This window comes from Nitrospirillum pindoramense, from assembly GCF_007827955.1.
In the GTDB taxonomy this organism is placed as follows: Bacteria; Pseudomonadota; Alphaproteobacteria; order Azospirillales; family Azospirillaceae; genus Nitrospirillum; species Nitrospirillum amazonense_B.
The window spans coordinates 72,885-87,417 of sequence record NZ_VITR01000005.1 but is presented as its reverse complement, the minus strand read 5'-3'; the positions used below and the strand labels follow the sequence as shown (position 1 = coordinate 87,417).

The following is a 14,533-nucleotide window of genomic DNA, read 5'->3' as shown; positions in this document are numbered from 1 at the left end:
GTCGCGTGCACCCTCCGCCGCGCGCCTAAGGAGACAATATTATGAAGGGCGATCCGCAGGTCATCGTTCACCTGAACACGATCCTCACCAACGAACTGACCGCCATCAACCAGTACTTCCTGCATGCCCGCATGCTGAAGAACTGGGGCCTGCTGCGCCTGGCCAAGAAGGTCTATGAGGAATCGATCGGCGAGATGAAGCACGCCGACAAGCTGATCGAGCGCATCCTGTTCCTGGAGGGCCTGCCCAACCTGCAGGACCTGCTGAAGCTGAAGATCGGTGAGGACGTGCCGGAGATGTTCGAGGGCGACCTGTCCATCGAGCGGCATAACCGCACCAGCCTGCAGGACGCCATGACCTATGCCGAATCCGTGCGCGATTTCCAGAGCAGGGAGATTCTGCGGGAAATCCTGGAGGACACCGAGGAGCATATCGACTGGTTGGAAACCCAGCAGGATCTGATCCAGCGCGTGGGCCTGCAGAACTATCAGCAGGAGCAGATGGGCGCGGAGTCGTAAGCCCCCCATTCCGTCCAGCCCCTGAAGGAAAGGCCGGCCGCCCGACGCGTCCGGCCTTTTTCTTGGCGTGGGTGGTCGGCTTCGTTGCCATTTTATGACAATGACAGGTTGTGGCGGCGCCCTGTCGCCGGCTCTGCTATGCATCGGCATGTCCGGGTTTTCGAGATGTCGCCATGGCCTGCCGCCCGCAATCCTGTCACCTGCCCTCCCGCCGGGGCCTGCTGCTTGGGGTGGGCGCGCTGGCGCTGGGCGTCGTGCCGGGATGGGCCGTTGAGGGGTGGGCACAGGACCGGGCGTTGGCCGTGACGGTCATTGGCGACCTGCCGGGCTTCCAGCCGCAGGCGGCGGCGCCCTTTCTGGCCATCGTCATGAACACCGCCGGCAAGAATACGCCGGGGGGCGGACAAGCCTTCTTCGCCGCGGATGGCGCGGCGCCCGACCGCGTGGAATGGACCTTCCGGCCCAACCCGTACGCCGGCGGCGCGTCCCGCACCGTGGGGCCGCCCCGCTCCGCCGCCAGCCGGCTGTTCGGTGTGCACCGCGTGCTGTCGGTGGAGCTGCGGCTTTACCGCGACGGCCGCTATCAGACGGAGGTCTTCGGCCAGGCGGAGGTGCAGGGCGGCCGCCGGGATGCCGAGCTGCAGACCTTCGTCAGCGACATGACCCGTCGTCTACTGGACGCGGCGGCGCAGTGATGGGCGACGGGAAGACCATGCGCGCCAGGCTGTCGCCCACGCCCCTTCTCCTGGCCTTGCTCGCTGCCCCGGCCCGGCCAGCCTCGGCGCAGGACGAGGCCGTCGCTACCGACACGCCCGGCTTCTGGGACCGCGACGCCCTGACGGGTGACTGGGGTGGTGCGCGCACCCGCTTGCAGGATGACGGCCTGGTGCTGACCCTGGTCTATGTGGGGGAGGCGTTCGACCTGGCCCAGGGCGGCGTGAAGCGCGACACGGTGGGGGAGGGCCGGCTGGAGGCGACGGTGGAGTTGGACGCCCAGGCGGCGTTCGACTGGCATGGCCTGCTGTTCCACGCCACCGCCTATGGCATCCATGGCCATGGGCTCAGCCGCTGCTGCCTGCAGAACATCGCCACCGTCAGCAATATCGAGGCGTTGCCCGGCCCGCGCCTGTTCACCCTGTGGGCGCAGCAATCGCTGTGGGACGGCCGGGTGTCCATCCGCCTGGGCCAATTGGCGGCGGATGACGAGTTCGTCACCAGCCGGGGGGCGGCCCTGTTCGTCAACGGCACCTTCGGCTGGCAGGCCATCACCGGCGCCGACCTGCCCGGCGGCGGCCCCGCCTATCCCCTGGCCACGCCCGGCGCTCGCCTTCAGGTGTCCGCCACCCCGGAACTGTCCTTCCTGGGCGCGGTCTTCTCCGGCGACCCGGCCGGCGGCGCCGGGGGTGATGCCCAGGCGCAGGATACCAGCGGCACCACCTTCAGCTTTTCCGGCGGCGTCTTCACCATCGTGGAGGCCCAGTATCAGCCGGTGGCCGACCGGGCCGGCCTGTGGGGTGGGGGTGGCATGGCGCCGGTGTTCAAGCTGGGCGCGTGGTTCCACGGCGGCACTTTCAATGATGAGCACCACGCCAGCGATGGCCTGACCCTGGCCGACCCCCGATCCAGTGGGGTGCCCGCCCGGCGGCGCAACGACTGGGGCCTTTACGGTGTGGCGGACGTGCCCCTGTGGCGCGACGGGGACAGGCCGGACGCTGGCCCGTCCGCCTTCCTGCGCTTGGCCGGCGCGCCGGCGGACCGCAACCTCATCACCTTCTATGCCGATGGCGGCCTGACCTGGAAGGGCATCCTGCCCGGCCGGCCGGAGGATACCGCCGGCCTGGCCGGGGCCTTCGCCCAGATCGGCTCCGCCGCCGCCGGGCTGGACCAGGACTATCGCGCCTATGGCCGGCCGTTCTATCCGGTGCGTGATCATGAGGTGCTGCTGGAACTTAGCTACCAGGCGGTGGTGGCGGGCTGGGCCACGGTGCAGCCCAACGTGCAGTACGTCATCCACCCCGGCGGCAACGTCCTGGCCCCCGGCCGCACCGTGCCCGTGGGCGATGGCCTGGTGCTGGGCCTGCGCACCAGCGTGCGGCTGTAGGCCCATAGGCCCCTTTGGCGCGATGCCGCTATACTCCCCCCTGGATGAGGGCGACGGCGGGAGGCGAAGGGTGCGACGGGCAAGGATGGGCGCGGCGCTGGGCCTGTTGGGCGCGCTGGCGATGCCGCCGGCCAGGGCGGAGGATACCCCCGTGGGGCAGGCCCCCGACTGGCTGGCCCCCCACATCGGCGAGGGGGCGGGCCAGATCGCCCCGCCGGTGCTGGCCCGCGCGCGGGCGCTGTACCGGCGCAAGGTGGCGGAGGGCGTGGCGCACAATCCATGCTACTTCGCCATGGACGCCACCCGCCCCAACACCGAGGAGGATGGGGAGCCCGGCCGCCGCTTCTACATGATTTGCGAGGCCGCGCGCACCTTCCAGGCCATGCCGGCCGGGCACGGCGCCGGACGCCGGCTGGAGGGGCTGGCCGATTTCGCCAATGGGCGGGAGTGCGCGCGCCACTTTGGCAACGCCCAGGACTCTGAACTGACAGCCGGCGGCGCTTACGTGACGGCGGAGACGAAGGCGTCCTTCAAGGGCTATTACCAGGCCGCCCCGGGGCAGGACGTTCCCCTGCTGCGCCCCTTCGTGCAGTTCGAGGGCGAGGGGGAGACGGCGAACGCCCGGCAGCGCGCCATCGGCGGCCACGCCGCCGTGACGCTCAAGGGCCTCTGCCGGCGCCCGGACCGGCGCAGCCCCTACGCCGACGCGGACGGCTATGTCATCCAGGGCACGCTGGTGGACTATACCGGCGGCCGCAGCAACGGCTGCACCAGCTGGTCACCGGCCGACGCCGCCGTCATCGGCGCCGCGGTGAAGGACGCGCCCACCACGCTCTACATCTATCCCGAGGCCGCCGACATCGCCGCCGTCGCCCATGGCGAGGCGGGCGCCTACTGGAACGCCGCCTGCCTGCACACCATCGGCTCCCCGGTCTACTGGCCCCAAGCGGCGCTGGCGCCCCTGATCGCCCAATACCGCCGCGACCACCCCCCGCCGCCGCCCCGCCCCCTGCCGCTGTGCGCGGCACGGTGACGGGGGTGGGCAGGCGGCCTGATGAAGGGATGTTGTAAACATATTGGTCAAGTGATTTCTGTTAGGCTGGTTGATGGCTGAGCTCACTAATTTGCCTTCCATCCCAGAAATGGAAATCAAATTCTTTGCTTGTATAATTGTACGCGGCGAACAGAATTGATCCATTATAAGGAGGATTGATACTTTTAATTGACTTTTCGAATAATTCTAAATAATGATCAACATCTGCGGTTGCGCGACTTTGAAAAATCAAAACAGAAAGGAATGCCTTGGAGACGAGTAGCTTATTTAGATCAATTCGGAGATTTTTGACATCGGTTTGCCACTCCGATTCCACAGCCAATACCAATCTCGAGAGAATTCTTTCTTCAAAATTTTCATAATCAAGCCATGCAACATCAAACATCCAGCCATAGTGACCTGGGTGAGCCACGGCGTATTTAAACTCATTTTGTCCAATATTTCGTAGGTGCTCATTAATGGAAGATGTCCAATCTTTATTTCCTAAAAAACCATGACTTGCATCATTAATTTCCTTTAGGCATGCAGATATTCTGCGGGCGAGAAATTTTTCCATATTTTGACACCGTCTCTTGGGGGATTGTGATTGTTTGCGGTTTTGATAATATGTCTAAAACTAGACCAATATGGGGTATCGATCTATCATATTCTATCATTGGGCGTGGAATTTAGGCGTTTGAAAAATGCGATTCCCTCGACAAGGTGTCTAAAAACGCACAGCATTCCGCGAATGCCTCGCAGAATCATCCTTGCCAATGCGAACGCCTCTCACTATCTTAGGCCCTAGATCAGCCTCTGGGTGGGTGCTCGCGCCATGTATGTCTGCGTCTGTAACGCCATCAACTGTCGTACCGTCCGCACCCATATCGGGGCGGGGGCGCAGAGTGTTGGGGCGGTGTTCAAGGCCCAGGGATGTTCGCCCCGCTGCGGCAAGTGCTTCGACACCATGCGTGAGATGATCCAGGAGGGGCAGGCGGCCAACTCCTCCGAGCCGGTGCTGCGCGCGGCGGAATAAGCGGGCCCGGCCTTCGGCGCCTTCCCTGCCGCATTTTTATTGACCACAGCCCATAAGAAAAGCCACCGACCCGGCGGGATCGGTGGCTTTGTCATGTCGGGGGTCGTTTCCGGGCGGGGGGCGCTCGCCCGGATGGCGCCCTTACGGCGTCCCGGCCTGCGGGGCGCCACCCGCCGTGACCGCGCTGGCGCTGCCGGCCGGCCGCAGGGTGCGGTCGAAGAAGTCCAGCATGGTGTTGTAGCGGTGGATGTTGGCGTAGGTGTCGTAGAAGCCGTGGCGCTGGCCCGGATAGGTCATCAGGTCGAACCGCGTCCCCTGCTGCTGCAGGGCGCGCAGCAGCTTGGTGGTGTTGTCGAAGAAGACGTTGTCGTCGGCCATGCCGTGGATCACCAGCAGGCGGCCCTGGATGTTCTTCAAATCCTTGAAGACGCTGGAGTCCTCATAGGCCGTGCCGTCCTTGGGGTCGCCCAGATAGCGTTCGGTGTAGGCGGTGTCGTACAGGCGCCAGTCGGTCACCGGCGCGCCGGCGGCCCCGGCGGCGAACACGCCCGGCGCGCGGGTCAGCATGATGATGGTCATGAAGCCGCCGTGGCTGTGGCCGTAGAAGCCCAGGTGCTGGCCATCCACGAAGGGCAGGGACTTCAGGAAATTGGCGCCCTTCACCTGGTCCGCCACCTCCACCGAGCCGAAATGGTGGTAGGTGGCCGACAGGAAGGCCTGGCCCCGGTGCGGCGTGCCCCGGTTGTCCAGCACCATGACGACATAGCCGTTGCGGGCCAGCACCTGGGCGAAGCCGGACTGGGCGTCGCCCCAGGCGTGGCTGACCAGCGCCGCCGCCGGGCCGCCATAGGCGTTGACGATGGCGGGGTACTTCTTGCCGCTGGTCTTGGCCGCCTCCCGCGCGCCCGGCGGCACCAGCATCATGTAATGCAGGTCGCTGCCGTCATCGGCCTTCAGCACGCCGAATTCCGGTTCGATCTCCCCGGCCAGATAGGGGGCGAAGGGGTGGGCCTCATCCAGCTTGTTCTCGATCAGCCAGGTCACGCGGTTGCCCTTGGCGTCCTCCACCGACAGCTGCGGCGGCTGGTGCGGGCCGGAATAGCTGTGCAGCCAGTTGCCGCCCTTGGCCGCCATGACGGCGCCGTGCCAGCCGTCTTCGGTGGTCAGGGCCTTCACGTCGCCTTTGGCCAGGCCCACGGAATAGACATGGTGGTCCAGGGGCCCCTCGCGGAAGCCGGTGAAGAACACGCGGCCGCCGGCCTCGTCCACGCCGACGACGGCGTCCACCATCCAGTCGCCCTTGGTCAGGGCGCGGCAGTTGGCGGCTTCATGGTCGCACAGGTACAGGTGCTTGAACCCGGTGCGCTCCGAGGCCCACAGGATCTTGCCGTTGGCCAGGACGCGCAAATCCTCGTGCAGGTTCAGGAAGGTCTTGCTCTGCTCGGTCAGCAGGGTGCGCACGGCCCCCGTGGCCGGGTTCACGGCCAGCAGGTCCAGGCGCTTCTGATCCCGGCTCAGGCGCTGGACCAGCACCTCCGAGCTGTCGCGGCGCCAGTCCACGCGCGCCAGGTAATAGCCGGCGGGGTCGCCCAGGTTGACCTTGGCCACGGCGCCCGTCGCCATGTCCATGACCTGCAGGGTCACCTTGGCGTTGGGGCCGCCGGCGAAGGGATAGCGCTGCGGCACCACCGTCACGCCCTCCGCCCCGTAATCATAGCGGCTGACCAACGGCACGTTGGACTCGTCCACGCGGGTAAAGGCGACGTAGCGGGCGCCGGGCGACCACCAATAGCCGGTGTTGCGCTTCAGCTCCTCCTGCGCCACGAACTCCGCCGTGCCATAGGACAGGGTGCCGGCGCCATCCTGGGTCAGGGCGCGTTCCTGCCCCTTGGCCAGGTCATAGGCATAGAGGTTGTTGCCGCGCACGTAGCTGACCAGCGTGCCGCCGGGGGCGAAGCGGGCGTCGATGGCGGCGTCCTTGGTGGTGGCGCTGTCGGTGATGCGCTTCGGGCTGCCGCCCAGGGGCATGACGAAGACATCGCCCGCCATGGGGAACAGCAGGGTGCGCCCCTCATCGTCCCAGCCATAGTCGACGATGCCGGTGTCGCGGATGCGCTGGCGTTCGCGACGGCCGCGCTCCTCCTCGCTCTCCTTGGCGCTGAACTGGTTGCTGTCGACCAGCAGGCGGTCGGTGCCGGCCTTGAGGTCATAGGCCCACAGGTCGGTCTTGTTGGCGTCGTCGGCCTTGGCCTTCAGGTAGGTGACCAGGGTGCCGTCGGGGGAGAACTTGACGCCTCGCGCGCGGGGGCCGGTCAGCGAGGGGCTGCCCAGCATGCGCTCCACCGTCAGGGCCGGGCCCGCCGGACCCTGGCTGGCGCCCGTGCCGTCGGCGGCCAGTGCCGGCATCGCCATCAAGCTGCCTGCCAGGATTGTGCCGGCCAATGCCCGGCGCCAAAGCCCCATACCCGCGCCGCCACGGCTGGCGCGCCCCACCATTCCCATATCGACCTCCCAAGGCGGCGCGCCGTTGAGGCCGGCGCCGCTGGTTTAGACCCAAGCTGCGCCGCACCGTATCCGATGCGGCCGAGGGCTGTAAACGGCGGCGCCATGGCTTGGCCCCGGCGGCCGGCGCGGCGGGGCACCCTATGCCAACGTACTGTTTTGAAACTGTTGTCTTGATGGGACCATCGGCGGATGATGGCGGCCAAGAAGGGCGCCGGCCAACGGACGCCACCGGTTGGTGTGTGGGGCTGACGGGGGGATGCCGTGGAACATGCCGCGAAAAGACCGCTGCGGGTGCTGGTCGCCGATGACCATCCCATGTACCGCGACGCGCTGGAGCTTTACCTCATGCGCGACTGGCCGGAGGTCAGCCTGACCTCCGTCGGCTCGCTGGAGGAACTGGACGCCCTGGCGCAACGGCCGGAGGACCAGGATTTCGACCTGGTGGTCATGGATTGGCAGTTGCCGGGGGGCGAGGGCGGCGCGGGGCTGGACCGGCTGGACGTCGCCGGCATCGACGCGCCCGTCGCCGTGGTGACCGGCCATGACGATGCCGCCGTGGCGCGGGAGGCGCTGACCCGGGGCGCCTGCGCCTTCCTGCCCAAGACGTTGCCCAGCGCCGCCCTGGTGCAGATGCTGAAGGTGGTGGCCGCCGGGGGCAGCGTGGTGCCGGTGGACGTGGCCCTGCGCATGGCGGGCGCCCTGGCGCCGGTGCCGCACGGCGCCGTCTCCCACGGTGCCGCGCCCGATGGTGGGGGCCTGTTGACGGAACGGGAGTGCCAGGTGCTGGCCCACCTGGCCAGCGGCGCCACCAACAAGGAGATCGGCCGCATCCTGGATTTGCAGGAGGTGACCATCAAGCTGCACACCCGCCGCATCCTGCGCAAGCTGGGCGCCAAGAACCGGGTGGAGGCGGTGACGCGGGCCCGCGATCTGGGCCTGATCGGGGGCGCGTGACCCCGGCCCCGCATGGCGCCCATGCCGGATCGTGGGATAGCGGCGCGCTATCCCCCCACTATCCCAAATCCCCAGACCGATAGCCTTAACGACAGATGCCGCCGGCGAACGGTTGCGGTTTTATGCGGGGCCGCGACCCCGCGCCGCCCGTTCCAGTTCATCGCCCGAAAGCCTATCCCAATGAGCGCCATCCTGATCGTCGACGACAACCCCTATTTCCGCGACTATCTGTGCGAGGCGGTGCGGCGTTTGGGTGAAGTCCCCATCATGGCCGCCTCGGCCCGGGAGGGGCTTCTTCTGCTGGCGACCCAGCCGGTGCGTGCCGTCGTTTCGGATCTGCTGATGCCGGAGATGGATGGATTGGAAATGGCCCGTGAGGTTCGCGCGATGCACCCCGCCATGCCGCTGCTGATCCTCAGCGACGGGCCGGAGGTCATCACCGGACCCTGCCTGCGCGCGGCGCAGCTGATCTATGGCGCCGCCATCGCGGAAAAGAGCGGTGGTGGTTTGGGCGACGCGCTGGCTCAGTTCCTGGCCCAGCCAGGGAAGGAGGCCTGTGACCCGGCCGCCTGACGCCCCCGCACGGGTTTCCCTGATCCGGGGCAGCATCACCACCCGCCTGCTGTTCATCCTGGTGCCGCTGGTCCTGCTGGCGGCGGCCGGCACCGCCTTCGTCGCGGTGCGCAGCAGCCGCGCCGTGGTGCAGCGGTTCGCGCTCGATTACGGCCAGGATTTGGCCAACAAGCAGGCGGGCGAGATCGCCGCCATCACCCGGGAAAAGATCGCGTTCGTCGAGGGCCTCGCCCGCCAGGTGGAAAGCATGGTCGCCACCGGGGCCAGCGACCGGCGCGTGGTGGCCACCTATATCGCGCGCACCGCCCTGGCCCACCCCAACATGGTCGGCTTCTGGTTCCTGGCGGAACCGGACTTCATGGGGCCGGACCAGGCCTTCAGGAACGGCGACCCGGCCCTGGGCCTGCCTGAGAGCGGACGCTTCGCCGTCTATTATGTGCCCGACGGCCCGTCCGACGTTAAGCTGGGCGAGGTCCGGCCGGATTTCTACCGCGACGACTATTACGCCCTTCCCGCCCAGAGCCGGAAGCGCCAGGCGGTCCCCCCCTATCTCTATCCGGTGCTGGGCCGGCCCACCTGGATGATTTCCTACACCATCCCCGTCATCGTGGACGGGCGGCTGATCGGCGTGGCCGGCACGGACCTGTCGCTGGAACAGCGGGCGCGGGAGTTGGACGCCCGCCGGCCCTTGGGCGGCAGTATCTATATGATCAATCGCGAGGGCAATTGGACCTACCATCCCGACCACGCCCTGCTGGCCACCAAGGCCACGGTGGGGGATGGGCCACAATTCCAACTGAGCCCGGATGAACTGGACCGGGTGCTGAAGGTCCAGCCTTATGAGGTGGAGCGGGTGGACACCGCCGGCCATCGTGTGCGCCGCTATGCCGTGCCCATGACCTTCTTCCAGGGCGACAACCGCCGTCTGCTGCTGCTGGACGTGCCGGTGGAAGGTTTGAGCGCGCCCTTCGCCGGCATCGGCACCGCCATCATGGTGGCGGCCCTGGTGTCGGGCCTGCTGGTCAGCCTGGTGCTGGTGGCGGCCGTACGGGCCATCATCGGCGTGCCGCTGGCGCGCATGGCGCGGGCCATCGACACGCTGGAGCGGGATGAGACGGCGTCCATGCCGGACACGGACCGGCAGGACCAGATCGGCGGTATCGCCCGCGCGCTGGTCCGCTTTCGCGGGACGCTGGCCGAACGCGACCGCCTGCGCGCCCAGGTGGAGGAGCGGACCACGGCGCTGGAACGCATGCTGGCCGGCGTCGGCGCCGCCAAGGACGCCATCGTGCTGTTCGATCCGGATTACACCGTGATCTATGCCAACCCCGCCGCGATATCCCTGTTGGGCGCGCCCGACGAGGCGGCGGTGGTGGGGCACCGCTGGGCCGCATTGCTGACACCGGAAACCCGGGGCGCGGTGGAGGAGGACCAGCGGCGCCAGCGTGACGGCCTGATGTCCACCGGCTACGCCCATTGGATCGGCGAAAGCTGGCAAAGCGTCTGGGGTCGCGCCATGGAGGCGTATGAGACGACGCTGAGCCTGCGGCCCAACGGCGACATCGTCATGGTGCTGCGCGATGTCACCGCCACCCGCAGGGCGGCCCGCGAGCGGGAGGAGTTGCAGCGCCAGGTCCTGCAGCAGGACAAGATGGAGGCCATTGGCCGGCTGGCCGGCGGTGTCGCGCACGATTTCAACAACCTGCTGGGCGCCATGCTGGGCTATGTCGAATTCCTGCTGGACGACCTGGACCCCAACGACAAGGCCCACAGCTACGTCGCCCGCATCAGCGCCGTGGGCAAGCGGGCCAAGGAGCTGGTGGGCCAAATCCTGACCTTCGCCCGCTCCGACAAGGGGGAGTTGCAGGCGGTGTCGCCGGTGGCGGTGCTGGAAGACGCGCGGGGCATCCTGCGCTCCGCCGTGCCGGCGACCACGGAGATGATCTTCCAGATCGCCGGGACCGTACCCAATGTGCGCGCCAATCCCGCGCAGTTGGTCCAGGTGCTGATGAACCTGGTGCTGAACGCCCACGATGCCCGGCGGGGGGAAGGGGGGCGCATCCTCATCCGCCTGTTTCCTGGCCCGGCGCCGGTGGACGTCCGCGTACGGGAGGGGCGGTGGGCCGAGCATGAGGCGCTGCCCTTCGACAAGGGCCGCCCGCATGTCGTGCTGGAGGTGGAGGACGAGGGCCATGGCATGACCATGGAGGTCATGACCCGCCTGTTCGAGCCCTTCTTCACCACCAAGGGCAAAGGGCGGGGCACCGGCCTGGGCATGCCCGTGGTCTACGGCATCGTCCGCGCCCATGGCGGCGGCATGACGGTGATGTCGGCGGAGGGCGAGGGCGCCCTGCTGCGCATCCTGCTGCCGATCGGCGGGCCGGGTACCGTCGCGCCCCTCCTGGCGGCGGCGCCCATCGTCAAGGTGGCGCCCCGCCGCCGGCTGCGCATCCTGGTGGTGGACGATGCGGCGGAGATGGGCGACATGCTGCTGGAGGGATTGTCGCGGCGGGGGCACGAGGTCGCCATCTGCGAAACCCCGGCCGAGGCGCTGGAGGTGTTCGAGGAAAACCCGCACGCCTTCGACGCGGTGGTCAGCGACCAGACCATGCCCGGCATGACCGGCCTTGCCCTCATCGCGCTGTTGAAGACCCGGCGGCCCGATCTGCCCTGCGTGCTCTACACCGGCTATAGCGAACGGTCGGATGAGAAGGCGGTGCTGGCCGCTGGCGCCGACGCCTTTTTCCTGAAGCCGGTGGTGGTGGAGCGCCTGGCCGGGAAGGTGGAGGCGCTGTGCGCCGCCGCCGCGTCAGGGGCTTAGGGCCGGCTGCGTCGGCAGGTACAGGGTGGCGACGGTACCGTTCAGCAGCGAACTGGTCAGGTCCAGATGTCCGCCCAGCATCGCCGCGATGCTTTGCACGATGGGCAAGCCCAGGCCCAAGCCCTGCTGGCGCGAGCGCGCCTGCAGGATGACGCTGCCGAAGGGGACGGCGGCGGCCTGCAATTCCTCCGCCGACATGCCGCGGCCCTGGTCGATGACGCGCAAGGTCACGCCCTCCCGCCGCTGGCCGATTTCCACCACCACCACCTGCTCGGGCGGGGAATAGGCCAGGGCGTTGGTCAGCAGTTCTGTCAGGGCCCGGTTCAGCAGGTTGCCGTCAACCTCCAGCACGCAAGGCGCCGTCGTTTCCGCCTCGTGCTGGATGCGCACGCGCTTCTCCCGCCCGCCCCCCATCTGCCCGCCGCCCATTTGACGGATCAGGCGGGCGATGAAAGGCTCCACTTCGATCAGCTGCAACTCGCTGGTCGCGGCGCCGGATGCCAGGCGGGTGTAGTCCAGCAGGCGGTTGATGGTGCGCAGCAGCCGGTTGCCCGCGCCGGTGATCTCCCGCAGGTAATCGTCCCGCTCCGCCACCTCGTCCTGGTCCAGCTGGGCGATCAGGTCGCCGAAGCCCAGGATGGCGTGCAGGGGGGTGCGCAACTCATGGGTCACCAGGGCCAGGAAGCGCTCCTTGGCCTCATTGGCGCGCTGCGCCTTCTCATTCGCGGCGCGCAGGGCCTGCTCCGCCTCCTTGCGGATGGTGATCTCCTCGACGGTGCCCTCGTAATACAGGGGCTGGCCGTTGGCGTCGCGCACCTCCCGGCAGGTTTCGGCGATCCAGATGATGGTGCCGTCGCGCCGCCGGATGCGGGATTCGAAGCCCTGGATGACGCCTCGTGCCCGCATTTCCGTCACGAAGGCCTCGCGGCGGCCGGGGTCGACGTACAACTGCGCTCCGATGTCGGTCAGCGCGCCCAGCATGTCCTCGCGGCTGTCATAGCCATACAGCCGGGCCAGGGCGGGATTGGCATCCAGGTAGCGGCCGTCGATCGTGGTTTGGAACAGGCCCCAGGGTGCCTGCTCGAACAGGCGGCGATACCGGTCGCCGGAATGGGTCTCATCACCCGCGGCGAACGCGGGCTCGGCCGGCGGCCGCGCGGGCAGCGTGTCCAGGGGAACCGGGCTGGGAACGGTCATGGCCGATGGGGGCTCGATGCGCGAGGAAACCGGCGAACCTGTCAACAAACCACGCCTCCGCAAGGGCTCTCGCCGCCATGGGAAAGAATAGGATCCGGACTGCCTGGCCCCGGTCGCGAAGGGGCATCCGCGGGCAAGTCCAAACGCACCAAATGAAACCGGCGCCGGCCCAGGCCCGCGCCGCATCCTGTTCATCCTGGAATTATAAGGGCGGGCGGCTCCAGGAACCGCCCGCCCAAACCATGGTAACGGATCAGCCGCCAAAAGGCAGGATCAAATCAACACCGAACGTGAACTGGTCATCCTTGGTCAGGTTGTCGTAGGCGTTGTGGTTGGCCTTGTCGTAGCGCACTTCCGGCCGCAGGGTCAGGCCATCCAGCACGCCCAGGTCCGCCGGCTTCCAGGTCAGGCCCACGGTCAGCTCGCCATAGCTGGTGCCCACGCCGGTGCCGATGGCGCCCTTTTCCAGCGGCTCGCCCTTTTCCAGGTAGACGAAGTCGCGGTTGCCGGGGAAGGCGGCCACGAAGAAGCCATGGCCATCCCGCCAGTATTCCAGGCGCAGGTTGGCCGTCAGCTCCGGCGTCAGGGTGTAGCTGACATATTGGGCGATGCCGCCGCCGTCGACGTTGAACAGATCATCCTTGATGTAGTTCAGTTCGGTGATCAGCGTCAGTTCATCCGTCGCCTTGAAGGTGGCGGTGATGTCGCTGATCCAGCGGTTCTCATTATTGGCGTCGGCGTAGCCCAGCGGCGCCTTCAGGCTGGGGTTTTCCGGGCCCACGTGCGTCAGGGCCAGGACGGTCAGCTTGCCGTCCAGCAGGTTGTTGAGGCCGATGCCGAAGATGCCGGCGGCGGCGCCGTTGTTGTCGCCGTCGCTCAGGGTCGTGTTCACGCCGCTGTCAACGCCGCCATACAGGTCGATGTCCGGCGTCAGGTGCAGGGTGGCCAAGGCGCCCGTGTGCTTCAGCGGCAAGCCGAAGTTGAAGATGTAGCTGTGACTGTAGAACAGGTTCGACGGGGCGGCGATGACTTCCGCGCCCAAGGGGGTGGAGAAGGCGCCGACCTTCAGGTCCAGGCCGCCAGCGCCGGGGCTGGGGAAGTGCAGCAGGACGTTGGCTTCCACCAGGTCGAGCTGGGTGCGTTCCTTGATGCCCGTGTCGAGGATGCCCAGGAAATGGGTGTAGCGCGCGTCGGTGCCGTAGAAGGCCTGGACCTTGAAGCCCCAGTCAAAACCTTCGGCCTTCGGGTCCAGATCCTTGGAAATGGTGCCGGACAACTGGTTCAGGACCAATTGGTTGGTCTTGTCGGTGAACAGGTGGCCGTAGTTGGTGCCGCCCGTGGGGCCGTTGCTGTTGAAGGTGGCGCCGGCTTCAGCATAGGCGGACCATTTGATGCCCGGTGGCTCGGTGGGGGCCGCCTCGTCCGCCAGGGCCGGCGTGGCGATGGCGGACAGGCCCACCATCAGGCCGACCGCGGCGGCGGCCGTGGCCGACAGCAGGAAAGCCTTGGTGGTGCGTCCGCGCGGGGCCGGCGCGCGGTTGGCAATCGGACAGCCGACTTCAATCTCCCGAACTGAGGCCATTGGTTATTCTCCGTGAGGCTTGTTGTTATGTAGCGATGACTGCGTATTGCGACGCAGCAAGATCGATGCCAGTTCCAAGCCGATGCCCATAAACCGGGCAACGCCTCGGCGTGTTCGGGCCGGGACGTTTGGCCGCAGGGTGGGCAGGGCGGCCACAAAAGGTTGATTTGCCGGGGGCCGAGCTGGAAGAAGGCCTTTTTACGCCGTTGGGTT

At 67.4% G+C, this 14,533-nt stretch carries 12 protein-coding genes; 8 read left to right on the top strand and 4 right to left on the bottom strand.

Going from position 1 to position 14,533, the window contains the following annotated elements; translation table 11 throughout:
* Positions 1-41 precede the first annotated feature (41 nt).
* The 4 genes from bfr to FBZ90_RS09490 all read left to right on the top strand — a co-directional run bounded on the left by bfr (position 42) and on the right by FBZ90_RS09490 (position 3,652).
* Complete coding sequence (bfr, locus tag FBZ90_RS09500) at positions 42-518, top strand: bacterioferritin (protein WP_145731436.1); 477 nt, start codon at positions 42-44, stop codon at positions 516-518.
* A 173-nt stretch (positions 519-691) separates the two neighbouring features.
* Positions 692-1,213: a hypothetical protein gene (locus tag FBZ90_RS27790; RefSeq protein WP_186455697.1), complete on the top strand. Its 522-nt coding sequence runs from the start codon at positions 692-694 to the stop codon at positions 1,211-1,213.
* A gap of 17 nt (positions 1,214-1,230) precedes the next feature.
* Positions 1,231-2,619, top strand: coding sequence for a carbohydrate porin (locus FBZ90_RS09495; RefSeq protein ID WP_186455696.1), 1,389 nt, complete (start codon positions 1,231-1,233; stop codon positions 2,617-2,619).
* Positions 2,620-2,704: 85 nt separating this feature from the next.
* Positions 2,705-3,652: a hypothetical protein gene (locus tag FBZ90_RS09490; protein WP_211101966.1), complete on the top strand. Its 948-nt coding sequence runs from the start codon at positions 2,705-2,707 to the stop codon at positions 3,650-3,652.
* 61 nt (positions 3,653-3,713) lie between these two features.
* Here the strand turns inward: FBZ90_RS09490 and FBZ90_RS09485 are convergent, their stop codons facing one another.
* Positions 3,714-4,229 (bottom strand): hypothetical protein, encoded by a 516-nt coding sequence (locus FBZ90_RS09485; protein ID WP_145731431.1) that lies wholly within the window; start codon positions 4,227-4,229, stop codon positions 3,714-3,716.
* A 258-nt stretch (positions 4,230-4,487) separates the two neighbouring features.
* Here FBZ90_RS09485 and FBZ90_RS09480 point away from each other — a divergent pair, with 258 nt between their 5' ends.
* Entirely contained in the window at positions 4,488-4,688 is a 201-nt protein-coding gene (locus FBZ90_RS09480; protein ID WP_145731429.1) for a (2Fe-2S)-binding protein, read from the top strand.
* Between the two features lie 141 nt (positions 4,689-4,829).
* Here the strand turns inward: FBZ90_RS09480 and FBZ90_RS09475 are convergent, their stop codons facing one another.
* Positions 4,830-7,100 carry a S9 family peptidase gene (locus tag FBZ90_RS09475; protein WP_186455695.1) on the bottom strand — a complete coding sequence of 757 codons (2,271 nt, stop codon included), beginning with the start codon at positions 7,098-7,100 and terminating at the stop codon, positions 4,830-4,832.
* Between the two features lie 354 nt (positions 7,101-7,454).
* Here FBZ90_RS09475 and FBZ90_RS09470 point away from each other — a divergent pair, with 354 nt between their 5' ends.
* The 3 genes from FBZ90_RS09470 (at position 7,455) to FBZ90_RS09460 (ending at position 11,541) form a co-directional block, all read left to right on the top strand.
* Positions 7,455-8,147 carry a LuxR C-terminal-related transcriptional regulator gene (locus FBZ90_RS09470; RefSeq protein ID WP_246130248.1) on the top strand — a complete coding sequence of 231 codons (693 nt, stop codon included), beginning with the start codon at positions 7,455-7,457 and terminating at the stop codon, positions 8,145-8,147.
* A gap of 180 nt (positions 8,148-8,327) precedes the next feature.
* Entirely contained in the window at positions 8,328-8,720 is a 393-nt protein-coding gene (locus FBZ90_RS09465; protein ID WP_186455694.1) for a response regulator transcription factor, read from the top strand.
* Positions 8,704-11,541, top strand: coding sequence for a response regulator (locus FBZ90_RS09460; RefSeq protein ID WP_186455693.1), 2,838 nt, complete (start codon positions 8,704-8,706; stop codon positions 11,539-11,541). The genes FBZ90_RS09465 and FBZ90_RS09460 overlap by 17 nt, the downstream gene beginning before the upstream one ends.
* On the opposite strand, the gene FBZ90_RS09455 is transcribed toward FBZ90_RS09460, so the two are convergent.
* A complete protein-coding gene (locus FBZ90_RS09455; RefSeq protein WP_186455692.1) occupies positions 11,530-12,738 on the bottom strand; it encodes a PAS domain-containing sensor histidine kinase in 1,209 nt (402 codons plus the stop codon). The genes FBZ90_RS09460 and FBZ90_RS09455 overlap by 12 nt on opposite strands.
* Positions 12,739-12,991: 253 nt before the next feature.
* On the bottom strand, positions 12,992-14,320 hold the full coding sequence (locus FBZ90_RS09450; protein WP_145731419.1) for a porin: 1,329 nt from the start codon (positions 14,318-14,320) through the stop codon (positions 12,992-12,994).
* Positions 14,321-14,533 lie beyond the last annotated feature (213 nt).

Coding starts and splice junctions, on each gene's coding strand:
- FBZ90_RS09475 (WP_186455695.1), bottom strand. CDS start 7,100: ATGGCGATGCCGGCACTGGCCGCCGACGGCACGGGCGCCAGCCAGGGT.
- FBZ90_RS09465 (WP_186455694.1), top strand. CDS start 8,328: ATGAGCGCCATCCTGATCGTCGACGACAACCCCTATTTCCGCGACTAT.
- FBZ90_RS09480 (WP_145731429.1), top strand. CDS start 4,488: ATGTATGTCTGCGTCTGTAACGCCATCAACTGTCGTACCGTCCGCACC.
- FBZ90_RS09485 (WP_145731431.1), bottom strand. CDS start 4,229: ATGGAAAAATTTCTCGCCCGCAGAATATCTGCATGCCTAAAGGAAATT.
- FBZ90_RS27790 (WP_186455697.1), top strand. CDS start 692: ATGGCCTGCCGCCCGCAATCCTGTCACCTGCCCTCCCGCCGGGGCCTG.
- bfr (WP_145731436.1), top strand. CDS start 42: ATGAAGGGCGATCCGCAGGTCATCGTTCACCTGAACACGATCCTCACC.
- FBZ90_RS09455 (WP_186455692.1), bottom strand. CDS start 12,738: ATGACCGTTCCCAGCCCGGTTCCCCTGGACACGCTGCCCGCGCGGCCG.
- FBZ90_RS09495 (WP_186455696.1), top strand. CDS start 1,231: ATGCGCGCCAGGCTGTCGCCCACGCCCCTTCTCCTGGCCTTGCTCGCT.
- FBZ90_RS09450 (WP_145731419.1), bottom strand. CDS start 14,320: ATGGCCTCAGTTCGGGAGATTGAAGTCGGCTGTCCGATTGCCAACCGC.
- FBZ90_RS09490 (WP_211101966.1), top strand. CDS start 2,705: ATGGGCGCGGCGCTGGGCCTGTTGGGCGCGCTGGCGATGCCGCCGGCC.